General features: G+C 61.4%; 19 protein-coding genes. 9 read left to right on the top strand and 10 right to left on the bottom strand.

Annotated features, from left to right (window positions below; genetic code table 11):
• The first annotated feature begins 10 nt into the window (after window positions 1–10).
• From fliM to fliR, 6 genes are read left to right on the top strand one after another with little or no spacing between them, the layout of a single operon-like run.
• A complete protein-coding gene (fliM, locus tag SJQ66_RS03190; protein ID WP_320533603.1) occupies window positions 11–1,024 on the top strand; it encodes a flagellar motor switch protein FliM in 1,014 nt (337 codons plus the stop codon).
• A gap of 1 nt (window position 1,025) precedes the next feature.
• Window positions 1,026–1,436 (top strand): flagellar motor switch protein FliN, encoded by a 411-nt coding sequence (gene fliN, locus SJQ66_RS03185; RefSeq protein WP_024904061.1) that lies wholly within the window; start codon window positions 1,026–1,028, stop codon window positions 1,434–1,436.
• Window positions 1,433–2,155: a flagellar biosynthetic protein FliO gene (gene fliO / locus SJQ66_RS03180; protein ID WP_320533602.1), complete on the top strand. Its 723-nt coding sequence runs from the start codon at window positions 1,433–1,435 to the stop codon at window positions 2,153–2,155. Before fliN ends, fliO begins: the two co-directional genes overlap by 4 nt.
• A 2-nt stretch (window positions 2,156–2,157) precedes the next feature.
• Window positions 2,158–3,111 carry a flagellar type III secretion system pore protein FliP gene (fliP, locus tag SJQ66_RS03175; RefSeq protein WP_024904059.1) on the top strand — a complete coding sequence of 318 codons (954 nt, stop codon included), beginning with the start codon at window positions 2,158–2,160 and terminating at the stop codon, window positions 3,109–3,111.
• Window positions 3,112–3,127: 16 nt separating this feature from the next.
• Window positions 3,128–3,397, top strand: coding sequence for a flagellar biosynthesis protein FliQ (gene fliQ / locus SJQ66_RS03170; RefSeq protein WP_024904058.1), 270 nt, complete (start codon window positions 3,128–3,130; stop codon window positions 3,395–3,397).
• Window positions 3,397–4,194 (top strand): flagellar biosynthetic protein FliR, encoded by a 798-nt coding sequence (gene fliR, locus SJQ66_RS03165; protein ID WP_320533601.1) that lies wholly within the window; start codon window positions 3,397–3,399, stop codon window positions 4,192–4,194. Before fliQ ends, fliR begins: the two co-directional genes overlap by 1 nt.
• A 154-nt stretch (window positions 4,195–4,348) precedes the next feature.
• Here the strand turns inward: fliR and flgL are convergent, their stop codons facing one another.
• From flgL to SJQ66_RS03110, 10 genes are all read right to left on the bottom strand, one after another.
• Window positions 4,349–5,572, bottom strand: coding sequence for a flagellar hook-associated protein FlgL (gene flgL, locus SJQ66_RS03160; RefSeq protein ID WP_320533600.1), 1,224 nt, complete (start codon window positions 5,570–5,572; stop codon window positions 4,349–4,351).
• Between the two features lie 118 nt (window positions 5,573–5,690).
• The gene (gene flgK, locus SJQ66_RS03155; protein WP_320533599.1) at window positions 5,691–7,679 is read right to left on the bottom strand and encodes a flagellar hook-associated protein FlgK; all 1,989 of its coding nucleotides are present in this window, start codon (window positions 7,677–7,679) and stop codon (window positions 5,691–5,693) included.
• Window positions 7,680–7,825: 146 nt separating this feature from the next.
• The gene (gene flgJ / locus SJQ66_RS29575; protein ID WP_407691451.1) at window positions 7,826–9,337 is read right to left on the bottom strand and encodes a flagellar assembly peptidoglycan hydrolase FlgJ; all 1,512 of its coding nucleotides are present in this window, start codon (window positions 9,335–9,337) and stop codon (window positions 7,826–7,828) included.
• On the bottom strand, window positions 9,337–10,497 hold the full coding sequence (locus SJQ66_RS03140; protein ID WP_024904054.1) for a flagellar basal body P-ring protein FlgI: 1,161 nt from the start codon (window positions 10,495–10,497) through the stop codon (window positions 9,337–9,339). The genes flgJ and SJQ66_RS03140 overlap by 1 nt, the downstream gene beginning before the upstream one ends.
• 15 nt (window positions 10,498–10,512) lie before the next feature.
• A complete protein-coding gene (gene flgG, locus SJQ66_RS03135; RefSeq protein WP_024904053.1) occupies window positions 10,513–11,301 on the bottom strand; it encodes a flagellar basal-body rod protein FlgG in 789 nt (262 codons plus the stop codon).
• Between the two features lie 110 nt (window positions 11,302–11,411).
• A complete protein-coding gene (gene flgF / locus SJQ66_RS03130; protein ID WP_024904052.1) occupies window positions 11,412–12,167 on the bottom strand; it encodes a flagellar basal-body rod protein FlgF in 756 nt (251 codons plus the stop codon).
• A 71-nt stretch (window positions 12,168–12,238) separates the two neighbouring features.
• Complete coding sequence (flgE, locus tag SJQ66_RS03125) at window positions 12,239–13,477, bottom strand: flagellar hook protein FlgE (protein ID WP_024904051.1); 1,239 nt, start codon at window positions 13,475–13,477, stop codon at window positions 12,239–12,241.
• Between the two features lie 154 nt (window positions 13,478–13,631).
• Window positions 13,632–14,408, bottom strand: coding sequence for a flagellar hook assembly protein FlgD (locus SJQ66_RS03120; protein ID WP_051504510.1), 777 nt, complete (start codon window positions 14,406–14,408; stop codon window positions 13,632–13,634).
• 11 nt (window positions 14,409–14,419) lie between these two features.
• Window positions 14,420–14,854, bottom strand: a complete 435-nt coding sequence (gene flgC / locus SJQ66_RS03115; RefSeq protein WP_024904049.1) for a flagellar basal body rod protein FlgC — start codon at window positions 14,852–14,854, stop codon at window positions 14,420–14,422.
• A gap of 89 nt (window positions 14,855–14,943) precedes the next feature.
• Window positions 14,944–15,513 carry a flagellar basal body protein gene (locus SJQ66_RS03110; RefSeq protein WP_046152505.1) on the bottom strand — a complete coding sequence of 190 codons (570 nt, stop codon included), beginning with the start codon at window positions 15,511–15,513 and terminating at the stop codon, window positions 14,944–14,946.
• Window positions 15,514–15,634: 121 nt separating this feature from the next.
• Between SJQ66_RS03110 and flgA the strand changes: the two genes are divergently transcribed.
• From flgA to SJQ66_RS03095, 3 genes are all read left to right on the top strand, one after another.
• On the top strand, window positions 15,635–16,555 hold the full coding sequence (gene flgA, locus SJQ66_RS03105; protein ID WP_024904047.1) for a flagellar basal body P-ring formation chaperone FlgA: 921 nt from the start codon (window positions 15,635–15,637) through the stop codon (window positions 16,553–16,555).
• 319 nt (window positions 16,556–16,874) lie between these two features.
• The gene (gene flgM / locus SJQ66_RS03100; RefSeq protein ID WP_253464049.1) at window positions 16,875–17,255 is read left to right on the top strand and encodes a flagellar biosynthesis anti-sigma factor FlgM; all 381 of its coding nucleotides are present in this window, start codon (window positions 16,875–16,877) and stop codon (window positions 17,253–17,255) included.
• 139 nt (window positions 17,256–17,394) lie between these two features.
• Window positions 17,395–17,862 carry a flagella synthesis protein FlgN gene (locus SJQ66_RS03095; protein WP_024904045.1) on the top strand — a complete coding sequence of 156 codons (468 nt, stop codon included), beginning with the start codon at window positions 17,395–17,397 and terminating at the stop codon, window positions 17,860–17,862.
• Window positions 17,863–17,874: the final 12 nt, after the last annotated feature.

Below are 17,874 nucleotides of genomic sequence, written 5' to 3'. Positions count from 1 at the left end.
TCCCACGGCCATGTCGACCGAAGAGTTTCTGTCACAGGAAGAAGTCGATGCGCTACTCAAAGGCGTCAACGGCGAATCCGATGCAACCCCCGATAGCGGCGATGCGGCAGGCATACGCACGTACGACATCGGCACGCAGGAACGGATCGTCCGCGGCCGGATGCCGACGCTCGAAATCATCAATGAACGATTCGCGCGGCTGTTCCGTGGCGGTCTGTTCAATTTCATGCGCCGCAGCGCCGAAATCTCGGTCGGTCAGGTCAAGGTACAGAAATACGGCGAATTCATCCGTAATCTGCCCGTTCCCACCAACCTGAACCTGGTTCACATCAAGCCACTGCGTGGTACGGCGCTCTTCATCTGCGACCCGCAGCTGATCTTCCTGATCGTGGACAATCTGTTCGGCGGCGACGGACGGTTTCACACGCGGATCGAAGGACGGGATTTTACGCCGACGGAACAACGCATCATCCAGAAACTGCTGGACCTGGTACTGGAACACTACGGCGCCTCCTGGAAGCCTGTGTTCCCGGTGGAATTCCAATACGTGCGCGCGGAAGTGCATACGCAGTTCGCCAACGTGGCAACGCCGAATGAAGTGGTGGTCACCACGACGTTTACAATTGAACTGGGACCGGGGGGGGGCCAGTTGCACGTGTGCACGCCGTACTCGATGATCGAGCCGCTGCGCGACCTGCTGAGCAGCCCGTTGCAAGGCGAAGCGCTCGAAGTGGACAAACGCTGGGTGCGGCTGCTGTCGCAACAGGTGCAATCCGCGGACGTGGAACTGCGCGTGGATCTCGCCGAGATGCGCAGCACGTTCCGAAACATCCTGGCAATGCGGGCGGATGATGTGATCCCACTCGACATGCCGGACCAGGTCGTAGCGAAGGTCGACGGCGTGCCAGTGATGGAATGCGCATACGGGATCTTCAACGGGCAACACGCACTCCGCGTGTCGAAGATGATCCGAGCCAGTGATTCGTCCCGCGAAGGCGGTGGCGATGGGCAAGACGAGGGCTGACATGAGTGATACCGATCAGATGGACGACTGGGCGAGCGCGCTCGCCGAACAGCAGCAAAGTACCGCCGCGCAGGCCACTGCCACCACCGCCGCGACGGCCGGGGCGGTGTTTCAACCGCTAATCAACACTAATACCGAAGGAACGGCGCCGAACGATATCGAGATGATTCTCGATATTCCAGTGCAGTTGACGGTGGAGCTGGGCCGAACCAAGATCGCAATCAAGAATCTGCTGCAATTGGCGCAGGGGTCCGTGGTCGAACTCGACGGGATGGCGGGTGAACCAATGGATGTGCTCGTCAACGGCTGCCTGATTGCCCAAGGGGAAGTGGTTGTCGTCAACGACAAGTTCGGTATCCGTCTGACGGACGTCATCACGCCGTCGGAACGGATCCGGAAACTGAATCGATGACGACCGATGCGGCATCGCGCGCCGCATCCGCCTCGACTCATGCGCCAACCGATGGCGCATCGACCGGCGCGTCGTCTTCAGTCGAAGGCGACACGACACCGGCCAGCACCGGCGCGTCGGGTAATCCGTCCACCACCAACTCGGGTGTCATGGGGCCGGTGGTTGCGTCGCATACGCGCGTGGACAGCGCGCCCGCATTGCCGGTCAGTAACGGCACGGCGTCTACCGCCGTCATCGGAAGCGCCGTGCCGTCGATGGGTGCCGGTGCGATGTTCCAGGCCGTATTCGGCTTGGCCGTCGTTATCGCGCTCGTTTTTGCTTGCGGGTGGATCGCTCGCCGTCTCGGCCTGAAGCCGACCATGCGACGCAGCGGCATTGTCAAAGTTGTCGGCGCGGCCGCGCTTGGCGCTCGTGAGCGGGTGGTGGTGGTCGAAGTGCGGGACACGTGGCTGGTGTTGGGCGTGGCCGCCGGCAGCGTGCGCCGCCTGCATACCCTGCCCGCGCAGGACGCAGCCATGCATCATGGTACGACAACACGAGGATCCGGAAACGAAAGCAGTACGCCCGCCAATGACACCGAGGCATCCCGCGCGGGAACCCATGCAACCGACGACAAGCCGCATGATGCATTACCCTCTTTTCAAACGGCGCTCGCCCGCCAGCTGAAAGACCGCCTGCAAGGCCTCGGCCGCTCTGGCAACCCTGGCGGCAAGGATTGAACATGTCCGCAGTTTCGTTTTTTCGCGGTGTGCTGCAACGCATGCCCACTCTGGATGCGACGTCAACGGCAAGCAATCCGCGGGCGCCCGGCGACGACTCCCCTGTCCCACGGGCATTCGAACGTTTGAACACCCTGCACGCCACACCGCGCGGGACGGGGTCATCCCGGACCCATGCGCCGCGTTGGCTGCCACACGGTGGATGGTCATGGCTGCTCATAACGGCAGTGTTGTTGCTGCTGGGTGTAGCGCTAGCCGGCAATGCCGACGCACAGACCGCCACGCTGCCAGCATTGAACAGCACCCCCGGCGCCAACGGCAACACCACGTATTCGCTGTCGGTACAGACGCTGCTCGTCCTGACGATGCTGTCGTTCCTGCCGGCGATGTTGCTGATGATGACCAGTTTCACGCGGATCATTATCGTACTGTCGCTGCTGCGTCAGGCCATCGGCACGACAACCACGCCGCCGAATCAAGTCTTGCTCGGCCTGGCATTGTTCCTGACGTTCTTCATCATGTCACCGGTGTTGGACCGCGCCTACCAGGATGCTTACCAGCCCTTCTCGACCAATCAGATCACGTTCGATCAGGCGATCCAACGCGGCGGTGTCCCGTTCAAGCAATTCATGCTGCGTCAGACCCGTGAATCCGACTTGGCGCTCTTCGCGAAGATCGCGAAAGCGCCGCCGATGAACGGTCCGGACGATGTGCCAATGCGTCTGTTGCTGCCCGCCTACGCGACCAGCGAAATCAAGACCGGGTTCCAGATTGGTTTCACGATCTTTATCCCATTCCTGATCATCGATCTGGTTGTCGCCAGTGTGCTGATGTCGATGGGGATGATGATGGTCTCGCCGGCCACCATCTCACTGCCGTTCAAGCTGATGTTATTCGTGCTGGTGGACGGCTGGAATCTGTTGATCGGCTCATTGGCACAGAGTTTTCTGACGTGAAACGGAGGCATGCGAAATGACGCCGGAATCCGTCATGACAATGGCCCACCAGGCAATGCAGGTGGCCTTGTTGCTGGCCGCGCCACTCCTGCTTGTCGCGCTCGTCGTAGGACTGGTGGTGAGCTTGTTCCAGGCCGCGACCCAGATCAATGAAGCGACGTTGTCCTTCATCCCGAAGCTGATCGCGGTGTTTGTCGCGTTGGTGATCGCGGGCCCGTGGATGTTGAATATGATGCTCGACTACATGCGTGCCATCCTGACCGGCATTCCGGGCGTGATCGGCTGATGATCACCGTCACCTATGCGCAGTTGCAAGCGTGGATGGGTGCGTTCATCTGGCCTTTCGCGCGCTTCCTGGCACTCATCACCACCGCGCCGGTTCTTAGCGATAATGCGATACCGGTTCGCGTCAAGGTCGCGCTCGCCGCACTTCTGGCCATTCTCGTCTCGCCCACGCTCGGCCCGCTACCAGACGTTCCCATCGGCAGCGGGCCGGGGTTGTGGGCATTGGGTGAACAGATCGTCATCGGTGGATCGATTGGCGTGGCGATGCGGATCGTATTCGGCGCGGTCCAGGCCGCCGGCGAATATGCCGGGCTGCAGATGGGCCTGTCGTTTGCGCAACTGATTGCCCCTGGATCCGATGGCTCGACGCTGGCTTTGTCCCGACTGCTGGACATCTTCGCCATGTTGATATTCCTGGCGATCGATGGCCATCTCCAACTCATCGCAACACTGGCAGCCACCTTCCAAACCATGCCGATACGTGCGAATGTCGTCGGTTTGCTTGGAACGGCATTGCATTGGCGCATCCTTGCGGAATGGGGAAGCGTCGTTTTCTGGGCAGGGTTGATGTTGTCGCTGCCGATTGTCGTCGCGTTGCTCATCGCAAACCTTGCGTTGGGTATCCTGAACCGCGCGGCGCCGCAGATCGGGATTTATCAAGTGGGCTTCGCCATCACCTTGATCACCGGCTTTCTGGTATTGCAGCTGATTCTACCCAACGCAGCACCCTTCATACTCCGGCTGTTCAATATGGGCATGGGAACGATCAGTCGCCTGACAGGCGCGGAAGGACTCTAGCGCCTCGTCGTGGAAACCGGACGGCGACTACAACGCCGGAGGAACCACGGCGGTTGATGACGCTGACGCTCGCACAGTGCCTCGCCGCCAAGTACTGCATGTGCTCGGCCAAGGCCGGTCCGCTGCCGGCCTTGCATGCGCGTGGTTCCAACCCTTACTTGATCAAATCGAACAACGACAGGTTCTGGACCTGCATGAAAGTCTTCTCCGCGGCGGTCAGCGAGTTCTGCAGTTCACTAAACTTGCTGTACGTGGAGACAAAGTCGGAGCCGGTCAGGTCGTTCAACTGCGTTTGATACTGCGTACCGCTGTCGGTATTTTGCGTGCTGAGCGTGGCGACTTCCTGCTCGCGCGCGCCTACGCCGGCCTGCACCGTCAGTACGTTGTCCAACGCGTTTACCACTTGCTGGTTCGCCGTCGACAGTGCATTCGCCAACCGTGCGTTGCCTTCCGAACCCGACGTCGCGTTGCGGATCATCTTCGCGGCTTGCGTCAAGGTGCCGAAGATATCCATGCCGGCGCTCTGCGGACTTTGCATCCGCACCGTGTCACCAGGCTCGGGCGTGCCGTTGATCGTGATGCTTTGCCCCGCGAACACGATTGCCGAACCCGTATCGAACGGTTGGTCCTTCGCGATATCCGCTTTCGTCGTCTCGTCGTGGATTGTGTAGCGCAGTCCGCCGTCCTTGCTTTTTGCGAACGAGATCGAGAAATCGTCGTTGTACGCGGGATCGTTCATGTCGCGCGATGAAATGGGTGACGCCAGTGCGTTTCCCGTGTTCGACGCCGGTGCCGTCACCACACGCGACGCGCCTACCGAGACGCGTTGGAAAATATTGCTACCGACGTTGCCGATCGTGATCTGGCGCGTGTCAGTCACCTGTACCGCGCGCTGCCCCGGGCTACCCATGTAAATACCACGGCCATTCGCATCGGTGGAGAACGGTGCGGTACCGGTGTTGTAGCCACCGAACAGATAGTTGCCTTCGCTGTCCGTCGTATTGGCCATGCCCAGCAACTGGTCGCGCACTGATTCGAGTTGCGTCGCCAACGCGGCACGCGATGTCTTGTCCAACGACGTATCGCCCGCATTGACCAACAGCGTTTGGGCCTGCTGCACCAACGTCGTCACATTGCTGAGCGTGTTGTCCTCCAGCTGCAGTTGTGACTTCGCGATATTCAGGTTGCTGGCGTATTGCCCCAGTTTCGCCGTCGTCTCGGTCATGCGCACGGCGGACGCCGCGGCCTGCGGATCGTCCGCGGCCGTTGCGACGCGCTTGCCACTGGCGATCTGTTTCTGCAGATCCGCCAGCGACTTCTGTTGACTGTCGATCGTGTCGAGGCTGTTCGAATACAGCGTGTTCGTCGCGATACGCATGATTGTTTCTCACTGCCCGCCATCGCGGGCCTGCTTGCGGCCACATTCGCTGCCGCCCGTCCTGACCCCGATCGGGGAGGCACGGCGGGACTACCCCGTTGTTGTTATCGTCCGCCGCTTAACGCGCCAGATCGAGAATGGTCTGGAACAACGTCTCCGACGTCGAGATCACCTTGCTGTTCGCCTGATACATCTGCTGGTACTGCATCAAGTTCGCTGCTTCCTCGTCAAGATTGACCCCTGACACTTCCTGCTGCTGCGCTTTCAACTGTGACACCAGCGTCTCCTGCGTCGCGTGAGAGATTGATGTCTGCGATGCCAGCGATCCAACCTGTCCGACGTAATCAGCGTACCCGCGTGTCAACGTGTCCCCATTGACCAGATTCGCATTCTGCAGATTGCCGATCTTGACGATATTGCTGCCATCGCCGCTCAGCGCCGCATTCCGCGACACGTTAAACGTATCACCGTTACGCGGCGTGCCGTTGACCTGCATCTGCATGCCGCCGAAATCCAGCACCGCGCCCGCCACGAATGGCACGTTATCCGCGGGCGCCTTGAACGTACGCTTTTGTTCCGCACCGCCAGCACCCCCCGGTACCGTCACCGTCACGTCCGCGTCCTTCGGAAAACCGGAAAGCGATGCGACGCTGGCCCCGGTCTTTGGATCCGTCCTGGCTTCAACCGTCAACTTCACATCCGGAACGGCCCGGCCATTCAGACCTTCCAGCCCTTTCAATGCGATCGAACCAGTACCGTGGTTGCCGGTGGCGGCGGAGGTGACAACGGGTTGCGCAGCGGCAATTGCGCTGCCCTCGATGGTGGCCATCGTCAATTGCGTGCCGGCTGACCGCGTCGGCATGATCTTGAACGAATCGCCGGCCGCCATCGGGCCATGTAATGTGTACTCGACACCATCGACCGTCGCGGGCCAGTTGCTGACCTGCGTCTCCGTACCGGTACGAAGGTTGGCCAATGTGTAGGCGTGACCATCATACGACAGGATGTAATCATCGCCGGTCAGCTTGGTGGTATCGCCAAATCTGGCATCCAGCGTTGCGGCACTGCGATTATGTTCGTTCGCGGTAACGCTCGGCTTGTCCAGATTGAACAACGCGCGACCCGGGTGGCCGGTCATGTCCACGCCCTGGGCGTTCTGCTGGTTGACGCCGCCGGCAAACGCCGTTGCAACCCGGCCAAGCTGGCTCTGCGACGGGTCCAGCATCTGCGAGCGGAACGTCAACAGGCCGCCCAGCTTGCCACCGGTCAGCGTGCTTTCATTCAGATAGCCGGGCTTGCCGTCAGTGCTGTCCGAACCCACCGCGCCACGGTAACCCACCGTCAATTCGGAGACATCGGTCGGCGAGCGCACCGCCGATAAAGCGAACGTCTGCGAGCCCAGCACCAGCGGCTGGCCGGTGCCAGTGAAGACACTGTAAGAGCCGTCGGCCTGCGTGGTCATGTTGACATTGACCAGCTTGCCGAGGTTGGCGAACTCCTTGTCACGTTCGTCCAGCAGCGTGTTTGGCGGCTGGCCCTTGGCGCTCTCCGCGGTAATCTGGCGATTCAGCCGCGCAATCGCCGTGGCGGCCAGGTTGATGTCGGATACCGTGCCTTCGATCTGCGTATTGATACTCGATCGCTGCACATCCATCTGCTCGGCGGTCTGGTGCACGGCATTCACCACGGCCTGCGCGCTGCCCATCATCGCGTTTCGCAATGCCGTATCCGACGGATTGCCGGACAAGGCCTGCGCCGACGAGAAAAAACCACTCATCGTGTTGGAAATGCCGTTCGACGGATCGCCCACCAGGGCATTCAACGATTTCGCTTCGGTGTTGTAGGTTTCCAACGCGCTGTTCTGGGACTGCGCGGCATCCAATCGGGCAGACAACGCGTCACTGTAGTTCCGCTTCACCGTTTCGACGTCAACGCCGGTACCGACGAATCCGCCACCGGTATAAATGGTAAAGGACGGCTTCAGCAGTACCTGCTGCCGGCTGTATCCCGGCGTGGAGGCATTGCTAATGTTCTGACCCGTCGTGGTCAGCCCGTACTGTGCGGCATCTATACCGCTCAGTCCGATATTGGAGAGTGAATTGCTCATCGATCCATCCCGCGCCGTCGTTCGCCTTTTGCCGCCCTGGTTGCCATTCGCGCCAAATACGCGATGCCCGTGACGATGTATGACGACTCGACGGGCTCACCACCGTTATCGGCGGTGGTGCGCCGAACTTTAGGAAAATTTTTCCGTCAGACCATTTGCTTGATGATCGCAAGCAGCTTACGTGCGTAATTCGGGTCCGTCGCATACCCGGCGCGCTGCATGCCATGCGCAAAACCGCTTGCGGTCTGCGAACCGCGCAGCGCCTGCGCGTAGCGCGCGTTGCCGGTCAAGACATCCGCGTAGTCTTGCAGCGCCTCCTTGTACGAACCATAGACCCGGAACTTTTCGTTCATCTTGTGCGGACGACCATTGATGTATTCGGTCGTCGTTGCCGTCACCGTCGGTCCCTTCCAGTCGTCACCCGCCTTGACGCCCAACACATTGTGCGTGCGCTCGCCACCGGCGCCGCGGATCTCACTCTTGCCCCAGCCGGATTCCAACGCGATCTGCGACAGGATGAAATGCGACGGAATGCCCGTTTCACGGCTTGCCGCCTCCGCCGCCGGCGTCAACCGCTGCAAAAAGGCATTCATCCGCTCCGAACCGTTACGGATCTGAATCGGTTTGGCTTCCTCGGCGTGCAATGCCGCGGGCGCCTCGGCGCCAAACGCCTGCGCATTGTCAAGCGACGCACCACGCGATACCGGGGCGTACGCCTGCGCACCGGCGGTCAGCGGACTCCCTTCGGTGTGGGACGGGCGCCAGCCGGCAGCAATGGCCGCGGCTTCCACCGCCGCCACGCGCTCATGCGTCGACAGCTTCGAGCGGTCATACATATTCATGTCGGCAAACCGCGCCGAGATCGCCGGATTCGCCGCCGGGTTGATCATTGCCACACCGGGCCCGGCGCCCTGCATATGCAATGCGGTGGCGGCGCTCAGACCCATGCCGCCCATGGCCGCCATGCCCTGCTCGCCGCCCGCGTTGCTGCCTTCGTAGGCCGCGTTCGCCATGGCGGCGGCCTGCATCGCGCGCGACGCGGCCGCTGCCACCCCGGCCGTGCCGCTCGCCGACGGCATCGCGCCCACTTGATCGGGACGTTGCGCCGCGTGCGCGGCGTTGCCTCGCAGCGCCGGGTTGGCCCCGCGCGCCTGTTCCGCCGTTTGCGCGGCAGCCGGTGCGCCAAGCGCGCTGGTACCGGCAGCCGCACCGGCGCCCCGTAGGCCACGGGCGTCGAATGCGTCCGCGCTCTTCAGCCCTCCGGCAACGCGTTCGGACGCGCCATGGTTTTGCTTGCTGAGCTGCTTGAGCAGCGTGTCGGCCAGGCCAACGCCCTTGCCCGACAGATCCTGCGCGAGCTGCCCGTCGAGCATCGATGTATAGGTCTTGCCGTCCTGGCTGTCGAGCACGCCGCTTTGTGGCGTCGCATCGCGCATGCTTTTCAGCATCATCGACAGGAACGTCGCATCCACTTGCTTGGCGACCGCCTTTTCGGCAGCCGCCGGATCATTGTGCGCGGTCCGGCGCAGCGCATCGAAGCCCTGAACATCGAGCGAAAACCGTTGGGACAGATCGCCACCGCCGGCCGGGCTCATGGCACCCATCGCCCCCATCCCGCCCGTCCCACCGAGCACGCCCGACGACTTCATATCGTTCATCAGATGATCTCCAGATCAGCGTTCAGCGCACCCGCGGCCTTCATCGCCTGCAGTATCGACATCAGGTCAGCCGGCGTCGCGCCCAGCGCATTCAGACCCCGCACCACATCCGCCAGGTTCGCGCCGGCGCCGACGATACGCAACGCGCCGCCTTCCTGCTTTACCTGAACATTGGACTGTTGCGTCGTGACCGTGTTGCCCTGTCCGAACGCATTCGGTTGGCTGACTGCCGGCGTTGTATTGATGACCACCGACAAGTTGCCGTGTGTCACCGCGCAGGTCTGCAACGTCACCAGGCGATTCATCACGATCGATCCGGTCCGTGCGTTTAAAACGATCTTCGCGATGCCGGCGTTCGGCGTGATATCGAGGTCCTGGACGCCCGCGATGAATGCCACCTGCTGCGAGGAATCCATCGGCGAATGCAAACCGACCGTGCGCCCGTCCAACGGATAAGCGGTATTAGGACCGTAACGGCCATTCACCGCATTCACGACCTTCATCACATTTTCGAAGTTCGTGTCGTTCAATTCCATACGCATCGTGCCGTCGGCGGCCAACATCGTCGGTACGCCACGCTCGACGGTCGCGCCGCCACTGATCTTGCCTACCGCCAACTGATTGATCTGCACGCTGCTGCCGTTGGCACCGCCTCCCGCACCACCCACCAGCATATTGCCTTGGGCAACGGCATACACCTGACCGTCGGCCCCCTTCAGCGGCGTCATGATGAGCGTACCGCCCCGCAGGCTCTTCGCCGTGCCAAGGGACGAGACCGTGATGTCGATCGTCTGACCCGGCCGCGCGAACGACGGCAGCGATGCCGTCACCATGACCGCCGCCACGTTGCGCAGCTGCATGCTAGTGCCGGCCGGCACCGTCACGCCGAGCTGCGTCAGCATGCTCGACAAGCTTTGCGTCGTGAACGGTGTCTGCATCGTCTGATCGCCCGTGCCATCGAGGCCGACCACGAGGCCATAGCCGATCAACGGGTTGTCCCGTACGCCCTGGATCGTCGCCAGATCGCGCACACGTTCCGCGTGCGCCGGCGCGACGAACAGCGACAGCAGTGCCACCGATGCAGCGACCGACGCCAGCACGCGCGCGGCGAACCGTGCAAGACCGGAAATCGAAAACGAGGATGGTACGAAACGCGACATGATCCAGGCCCGCCGTCAGATTTGCATTTGGCTCAGCGTCTGCAACATCTGATCCGATGTCGTTACCGCCTTGCTGTTGATTTCATATGCGCGTTGGGTCTGGATCATATTGACCAGTTCCTCGACGACATTCACATTGGACGCCTCGACATAGCCTTGCTGCAGCGTACCGACTCCGTTGGCACCCGGTTGACCCACCTGCGGTGCGCCCGACGAGGCGGTCTCCGAGAAAAGATTGCCGCCGTTTGCCTGGAGACCGGCCGGATTGATGAAGGTCGCCAACTGCATCTGCCCGACCTGCGCGGTGGCGGCCGAACCCTGGTTGGTCACCGTTACGCTGCCGTCCTTCGCCACGGTGAACGAAATCGCCGTCTGCGGAATGGTGATGGCAGGGACAACCGGATAACCATCCGCCGTTACCAACTGACCGTTCTGATTCGTCTGGAAGGAACCGTCCCGTGTATAGCCGGTCGTGCCATCAGGCATTTGCACCTGAAAGAAACCCTGGCCTTGAATCGCCAGATCTCGCGAGTTGCCGGTCTGCTGGAGATTGCCCTGCGTGTACAGCCGCTCGCTGGCGATTTGGTGGACGCCCGTACCCATTTGCAGGCCGGACGGTACGGTGGAATCCGCGCTCGATGCCGCGCCGGGCTGACGCACGGTCTGGTACAGCAAGTCGCTGAACACCGCACGCGAACCTTTGAAACCTGTCGTACTGACGTTCGCCAGGTTATTCGAGATGGTATCCATCTGCGATTGCTGGGCGTTCATCCCGGTGGCGGCGATATACAGAGAGCGGTTCATGCTGGGACTTCCTCGCGGCGGGCCGCGTAACTATTCAATTCGTTCGGAACGCGGACAGGGTCCGCGCAACACAAAGCGCCGGCGTTATCGCCGATCACCGATGGCATCGATCAGCCGTTACTGAAATTCAGCAACTGATTGGCTTGCTGTTCGTTCGTCGACGCCATGTCCAGCATCTTCATATGCATCTGGAAACTGCGGGCGTTATCGATCATCTGCACCATCGCCGTTACCGGATTGACGTTACTGCCTTCCACCGCTTCCGGTATCACCCGAACCGTTGGGTCCGGATTCACCGCCTGGTTGTTGGCCGTGCGGAATAGCCCATCGTCGCCCCGTTTCAACTCCTGATCTTGCGGATTGACCAGTCTCAGCTTGTCTACCACCTGAATATTCGTTGGATCGCCACCCGGCGGCAGCGCGGACAGCGTGCCATCGGTGGAGATTTCGAGCCGCGAACCGGGCGGGATTGCGATCGGACCGGTTCGCCCCATCACCGAATGGCCCGAACTGTCCACGAGTTGGCCTGCATTGTTCACATGCAGGTTACCCGCGCGGGTATACGCCTCGCTGCCATCGGCCGTCTGCACCGCCAACCAGCCGCTACCTGAAATCGCGACATCCATCGGGTTGCCAGTGCGCTGCACCGGGCCCGGCGTATAGTCGGTGCCGGGATTGGTCGTCAGCGCGTAGGTACGGGTAACGGCACCGCCCGACGTGGCCGTCTCCACCGGCACGGACCGGTAAGCGGACAACTGCGCACGAAAACCGGTGGTCGACACATTCGCGAGGTTATTCGCGATGGTCGCCTGCTGGTCGAGCGCTTGCGAGGCGCCACTCATCGTCACGTAGATCAGTCTGTCCATCTTTACGAATCCGGGTAGGTAGTACGCTGGGGTACGGCGCTTACGGCGTCAGTCAGGCACGCTGTTTATCGTTACAGGTTCATCAGCGTCTGGTCCACCGCCTGTTGGGTCTTGATCGTCTGCGCATTGGCCTGGTAGTAGCGCTGCGCCGTGATCAGCTCGACCAAGGACGAGGTCAGATCGACGTTCGCGGCTTCGGTCGCGCCGGACTTCAACGCGCCGAGCGGGCCGGTACCGGCAACGCCCATCTGCGGCTGGCCCGACGTGGAGCTTTGCGCAAACATGTTGTTGCCCAGGTTCTGCAGGCCATCGGCGTTCGCGAAGGCGGTAAGCGCCACCTGACCCAGCACCATGCTTTGGCCGTTCGAATAAGTCCCCGTCAATTTGCCCGCGTTGTCGATACCGAATGACGACAGCGAACCGGCGGCATAACCGTCGCTCGTGACCGACGTCGCGACGAAGTCCGCGCCGAACTGCGTCATTTTCGAGAAGTCGAGCTTCAACGGCTGGGTGGCGGTGGCGCCATTGTCCAGTTGCAGCTTGACGTTTGCGTCCTTGCCCGATACCAATGCGCCGCTCGTATCGAAGGCCAGATGATCGACCGGCTTCTGTCCGCCGGCCGTGCTTGTGCCACCTACCGGCTTGCCATCCAACGTCGCGTAGACATTCCAGGTGGACGCCTCGTTCGACGTCTTCTGGTAATACATGTTCAGCGTATGAACGTTACCCAGTGAATCGAACACCTGCGCCGTGGTGGCGTTGTTGTAGGAAGTGGTATCGGACGGGTCGAAATGCATGTTTTTCGGGACACGTGAAGCCGAATTCAGGTTGGCTTCCGCCATCACCTTCGTGCTCATCTTCGGATCCACCGAACCACTCGGGATCGACAACGGCACGGCCGTCGACGTATTGAGCAGACCTTTCTTGTCCGCCGCATAGCCCATCAGCTTCAGGCCTTGCGCATTGACGATATTACCGTCCTTGTTCAGCGTGAATTGGCCGTTACGCGAATAGTTCGTCGTACCGTTGTTCGACAACGTGAAGAAGCCGTTCCCGTTGATCGCCATATCCAGCGTCTGGCCGGTTTCCGTGATCGTACCCTGCGTGAAGTTCTGCGCGATCTTCGACACGCTGGTACCAATACCGGCTTGGTCATTCGTGCTGGTGTTCATCGCGTTCGCATACATCGCCGCGAATTGCGCCTGGCTTTGCTTATAGCCGACGGTATTCGCGTTCGAGATGTTGTTGCCGATCACATCGAGGTCTTGCGAGGCCGCGGACAAACCGCTCAGCGCCTGGGAGTAAGCCATGACTGCCGTCCTGGATACGTAGTTAATGCAAGTTGAACAAAACCGGACCGATGCGGGCGGCGCGACTGTCTTCAATCCGCGCGGTTCTTGGCATACGACCGGAAAATCTGAGGTGCCGCGGTACGACGGGTGCTACCGGTAATACACAATCGCCCTACAGAATCTGGGATACGCTCGACAAACTGGTGGTGCCGCCGTTATTCAACTTCAGGCCCGCCGACCCGTTCGGCTGGGCGATCACGCTTTCGACCTTGGCCTGGGACAATGCCTGGGCGGAAACCGGATCGTCGCCATTGGTGGCGCTGACCTTGAACGAGTACTTGCCATCCGGCAACGCGATACCCTGGTCGTTCTTGCCATCCCACGACAGGGTGTTCACGCCACTCTGCTCGCCCGACACCTTCATCGAACGCACCACCTTGCCGGTCTCGTCGGAGATCTTGACCTGCACGTCCTTAGCCGCCGCGTCCAGGTTGACGCCGAAGGCACTGGCCTTGCCCTTTTCCAACGCGATGTCATGCCCGTTTGCAATCACGCTCTTGCCGATTAGGTTGCTCGCCTGCACCTGTTGCCCCGCGTTCAACTGCTTGGCCAGCGAGGTCATCGTCGCGTTCAAGCCGGCAATGCCCGATACCGTATTGATCTGCGCCAGCTGCGAGGTCATCTGCGAGCTGTCCATCGGGTTGGTCGGGTCCTGGTTCTTCATTTCCGTCACCAGCAAGCGCATGAAGGTGTTCTGCAGATCCTCCCCCGTCTTGCCCGCGCCCAAGGCCTTGCCTTCCGCACTGGTTGCGGTCGCACCACCGGTGGCGACCGGTGCCGCCCCACCTTCGCCCGGTGCACGGCGACCGGCGCCGTTGACCGCGTCCAGTACTTGTGGCGAAAGACCGCCATTCGTGGCGGCCGAGGCCGCATTGGAAATCGTGTTCATTCGTGCTTTCCTTACTGACCGAGGGTCAACGTCTTCAACATCAGTGATTTGGCCGTGTTCATCGTCTCGACGTTGGCCTGGTAGGAGCGCGAGGCGGAAATCATGTTAACCATCTCGCGTACCGGGTCGACGTTCGGCATCGTCACATAGCCGTTCGCATCGGCCGCCGCATTCGATGGGTCGTAGACGACCTTCATCGGCGACGGATCGTTCACAATCTTGCTGACCTTCACGCCGCCGATATCGGCCGCCGGGTTCCCCGCGCCGCCGCGACCTTGCGCCAGCGGGTCCACTTGAAACACCACTTGCTTCGCCACATACGGCTTGCCGTCCGGACCGGCCACGCTGTCCACGTTGGCCAGGTTACTGGCCGTCGTATTCAGACGTTGGGATTCGGCATTCATCGCGGAACCCGCCACCCGGAAGATGTTCATCATCGAAGACATCGCACCACCCTCACCGTTTTTACGACCCAGACCGCTACCACGCCATCGCTTGCCGCCATCGCGCCTTACCGCCACGCGCATGCCGTCCGTCAACCGCCGTTACCGCCACTCACCGCCGTCAACATCGTCTTCAATTGCTGATTGATGACGGTCAGGCCCGTCTCGTAATGCAACGCGTTGTCCGCGAAGTTGACGCGCTCGCTATCCAGTTCCACCGTATTGCCGTCCATCGCCGATTGATACGGCGTGCGGTAGGCCGGCGTGCCGTACGTGACACTTGCCGCGGCGGCCGCGCCGGCAACCCCCGCAAGATGCCCAGGGTGGGTCGCATCCATTCTCAGACCGCCGTTGCCGGCCGCCCCGCCCATGCCACCATTGCCTTCCGGGCGCGCCATGGCCAGATAACCGGTGGTTGCCGCGCTACCGCTGTTCCAGACCGGCCCGGACTTGCCGGCCGCGTCCGTACCCAACGCACCCTGCAACGTTTTCGCGAAGTCGATGTCCCGCGCCTTGTAGTTCGGCGTATTGGCGTTGGCGATGTTGCCCGACAATAATTGCTGGCGGTACGCGCGCAAATCCAGCGCTTGTCGGCCGAAATTGAATTCCGCGTCGAGTTTGTCCACGTACCGCCCCTTTTCCTTTTCAGGTATGGAACGCATCGTACGGGGAAGGCGGTCTGGGCAATTCGAGGATAAAGGGGGGTTTGGCGCTTCATTTCGGCCGATACCCCGTTGCCCGCTCTCCCTACAATCCGCTCTAACTGAAAAACCGGAGCAGCCAATGCGCGCCGCTACCCCTGTTCACCTGATCGGCCAGACCCTCCACGCCTTGTTCGGCGCGAGGTCGGCACGTTTCACACGCACGGCACGCCGTGTGCACAGCGGGTCTGCCGCGATGGCCGCAGCACGGTTGACCGGCGCGCGGTCTGGACGGACGGCGCGTGCATTGCCGGTTGCCGCGGTACATCAAACGGGACGCTCACCGTTGTCATCGGGCGACGCGTGGGTAACGGCAGCGATCATGGGTGTCGCCGCGGCGCTGCTGGGTGTTGCACCGCACGCACACGCGCAAGCCGCCAGCGCGCAGGACCCCGCATTGATTGTCCAGGCCGCGGAACGGTTCCTGGTGCAGCAGACCGAAGGATTGCCCGGTCGCGTGACGATCGCCGTCACGCCGCCGCAGCCACAAGGCTTGGCGGCCTGCCCGGCGCTCGAAGCATTCCTGCCGTCAGGCACGCGCATGTGGGGCAAGGTCATGGTCGGGGTACGTTGTACAGATGCCCGTCCATGGACGATTTACGTGCAGGCACGGGTCGGCATCATCGGCAATTACTACGTGGCGTCCCATGGCCTGAATCCGAATACGGTCATCGGACCGAACGATTTAATGGTGCAGAACGGTGATCTGACCACGATGCCGACGGCGATCGTCACCGATCCGACGCAGATCCTGGGCACCACGACGATGAACGCCGTGATGGCGGGCATGCCATTGCGTACTGACTCTGTACGAGCGGCGGTCGCCATCCACTTCGGGCAGATCGTCAAGCTGATCGCCCAAGGCAACGGGTTCGCGATTTCGTCCGAAGGCAGCGCCATGGCCAATGCGTCCGCCGGCCAGCAGGTCAAGGTGCGTACGGCAAACGGCGCGATCGTCAGCGGCATCGCGCAGCCCGATTCCTCGGTCAATATTCCCCTCTAAACCGCGACCAGGCCGCCATCAATGTGCCCTCCCCCTTACCGGTTGTCGATGCCGATCAGCCCGCTTGCGACCACTGCCGCCATCGACACGCGCATGGCGGTCATACCCGCCCAATGCATGCGTGACCATGGTGTGTGGTCAGCGGGCGGCCTTGATTTCGCACGACAATTATTTGGCAGTCGCGGCTTTCCTGATACACTGGAGGCTCATTCAGGAGAGCACTGTTTGCCTGCCGCGTTGACGTCGATAGCTTTTCGGACGTTTTTCTCGGTGGCAATGCCTATATCAGGCGGTGCGAACCACGCTGATGGGAAATGCCGTGAAACTCAACGCGAATCCAAACGACGCGTCGTTGCGACAAGATACGCTGCAACGGCAAAACGCCCGGACGCGGTCGAATCCTTCCGGGGAGGCGCCTGCCAGTGCCGCCAATGTGTCGGCGCAACAACAGAATGCCGCACCGTTGAACACGGGTGGCATCGGTGCAACACGGACCATGGGCGGCGATGCCCGGGTATCGGGCCGCACGACCCAATTGATGGCAGCGGCGAACGATCCGCGCAACGACGTGGACATGGAGCGCGTCGAATCCATCAAGGCTGCGCTGGCGAACGGTACATATCAAATCGATTCATCTCGTATCGCGGACGGCATGCTTCGCGGTTCACGCGAATTGATGTCGCCAAGCGGCGCGATCTAACTACTCTGACGTTTGTTGTTATTCCCCAGCGGCCGATAGGGCCGCTGCAGGCCGTTGTGTTTTCGCCGCTGCCGCTCTTGCCCGCCTGTGCGTCGCATGTCACGCTGCCGCCCTTCCGTTTCCTGCCGGATTCCCTGTGATGACGCCGACACCCTCGCCAAACTACGCCACGCTTCTCATCATTCTCGATCACGAGATCTCCGCGTTGCGCCTTTTCGTCACGACCTTGCAAGAGGAACAGCAGTTACTCGCGCGCAGTACCGATGTCTCCACATTACCGGATCTCGTGGCGCGCAAGACCGAACTGTATCGCCAGTTGACCGACCTTGGCCGCCAACGCACCTCATGGTTTGTCGCCGGTTCGCTGTCGGGCATGCAAGCCTTGCTGGATCGAATTCGAGAGGCCGAGCCGGCGGTTCACGCAGAAATCGCCGAAAAATGGGAAACACTGCTTGGACTTGCGCGTACCGCCCGCGCCAGCAACGAAACCAATGGCCGCCTCGTGAGGACGCGGATGGTGTACAACCGCTCGGCACTCGATGCCATCCGGATGGCCAGCGGCACGATGGCACCATCGACTTATGGTTCCGATGGACGGATGGGATGAGGGTCCCATCGC

Source organism: Robbsia andropogonis, from assembly GCF_034047095.1.
GTDB lineage: Bacteria > Pseudomonadota > Gammaproteobacteria > Burkholderiales > Burkholderiaceae > Robbsia > Robbsia andropogonis.
The sequence above is the reverse complement of the archived record's forward strand: the minus strand, read 5'-3'. Positions and strand labels throughout refer to the sequence as shown.

Coding starts and splice junctions, on each gene's coding strand:
- SJQ66_RS03095 (WP_024904045.1), top strand. CDS start 17,395: ATGACGCCGACACCCTCGCCAAACTACGCCACGCTTCTCATCATTCTC.
- flgF (WP_024904052.1), bottom strand. CDS start 12,167: ATGGACAGACTGATCTACGTGACGATGAGTGGCGCCTCGCAAGCGCTC.
- flgE (WP_024904051.1), bottom strand. CDS start 13,477: ATGGCTTACTCCCAGGCGCTGAGCGGTTTGTCCGCGGCCTCGCAAGAC.
- fliR (WP_320533601.1), top strand. CDS start 3,397: ATGATCACCGTCACCTATGCGCAGTTGCAAGCGTGGATGGGTGCGTTC.
- flgA (WP_024904047.1), top strand. CDS start 15,635: ATGCGCGCCGCTACCCCTGTTCACCTGATCGGCCAGACCCTCCACGCC.
- flgL (WP_320533600.1), bottom strand. CDS start 5,572: ATGCGTATCGCGACGAACACGCTGTATTCGAACAGCCTCGACACGATC.
- fliM (WP_320533603.1), top strand. CDS start 11: ATGTCGACCGAAGAGTTTCTGTCACAGGAAGAAGTCGATGCGCTACTC.
- flgJ (WP_407691451.1), bottom strand. CDS start 9,337: ATGAACGATATGAAGTCGTCGGGCGTGCTCGGTGGGACGGGCGGGATG.
- flgK (WP_320533599.1), bottom strand. CDS start 7,679: ATGAGCAATTCACTCTCCAATATCGGACTGAGCGGTATAGATGCCGCA.
- fliP (WP_024904059.1), top strand. CDS start 2,158: ATGTCCGCAGTTTCGTTTTTTCGCGGTGTGCTGCAACGCATGCCCACT.
- fliN (WP_024904061.1), top strand. CDS start 1,026: ATGAGTGATACCGATCAGATGGACGACTGGGCGAGCGCGCTCGCCGAA.
- SJQ66_RS03120 (WP_051504510.1), bottom strand. CDS start 14,408: ATGAACACGATTTCCAATGCGGCCTCGGCCGCCACGAATGGCGGTCTT.
- SJQ66_RS03110 (WP_046152505.1), bottom strand. CDS start 15,513: ATGCGTTCCATACCTGAAAAGGAAAAGGGGCGGTACGTGGACAAACTC.
- fliQ (WP_024904058.1), top strand. CDS start 3,128: ATGACGCCGGAATCCGTCATGACAATGGCCCACCAGGCAATGCAGGTG.
- flgG (WP_024904053.1), bottom strand. CDS start 11,301: ATGAACCGCTCTCTGTATATCGCCGCCACCGGGATGAACGCCCAGCAA.
- fliO (WP_320533602.1), top strand. CDS start 1,433: ATGACGACCGATGCGGCATCGCGCGCCGCATCCGCCTCGACTCATGCG.
- SJQ66_RS03140 (WP_024904054.1), bottom strand. CDS start 10,497: ATGTCGCGTTTCGTACCATCCTCGTTTTCGATTTCCGGTCTTGCACGG.
- flgC (WP_024904049.1), bottom strand. CDS start 14,854: ATGTCTTCGATGATGAACATCTTCCGGGTGGCGGGTTCCGCGATGAAT.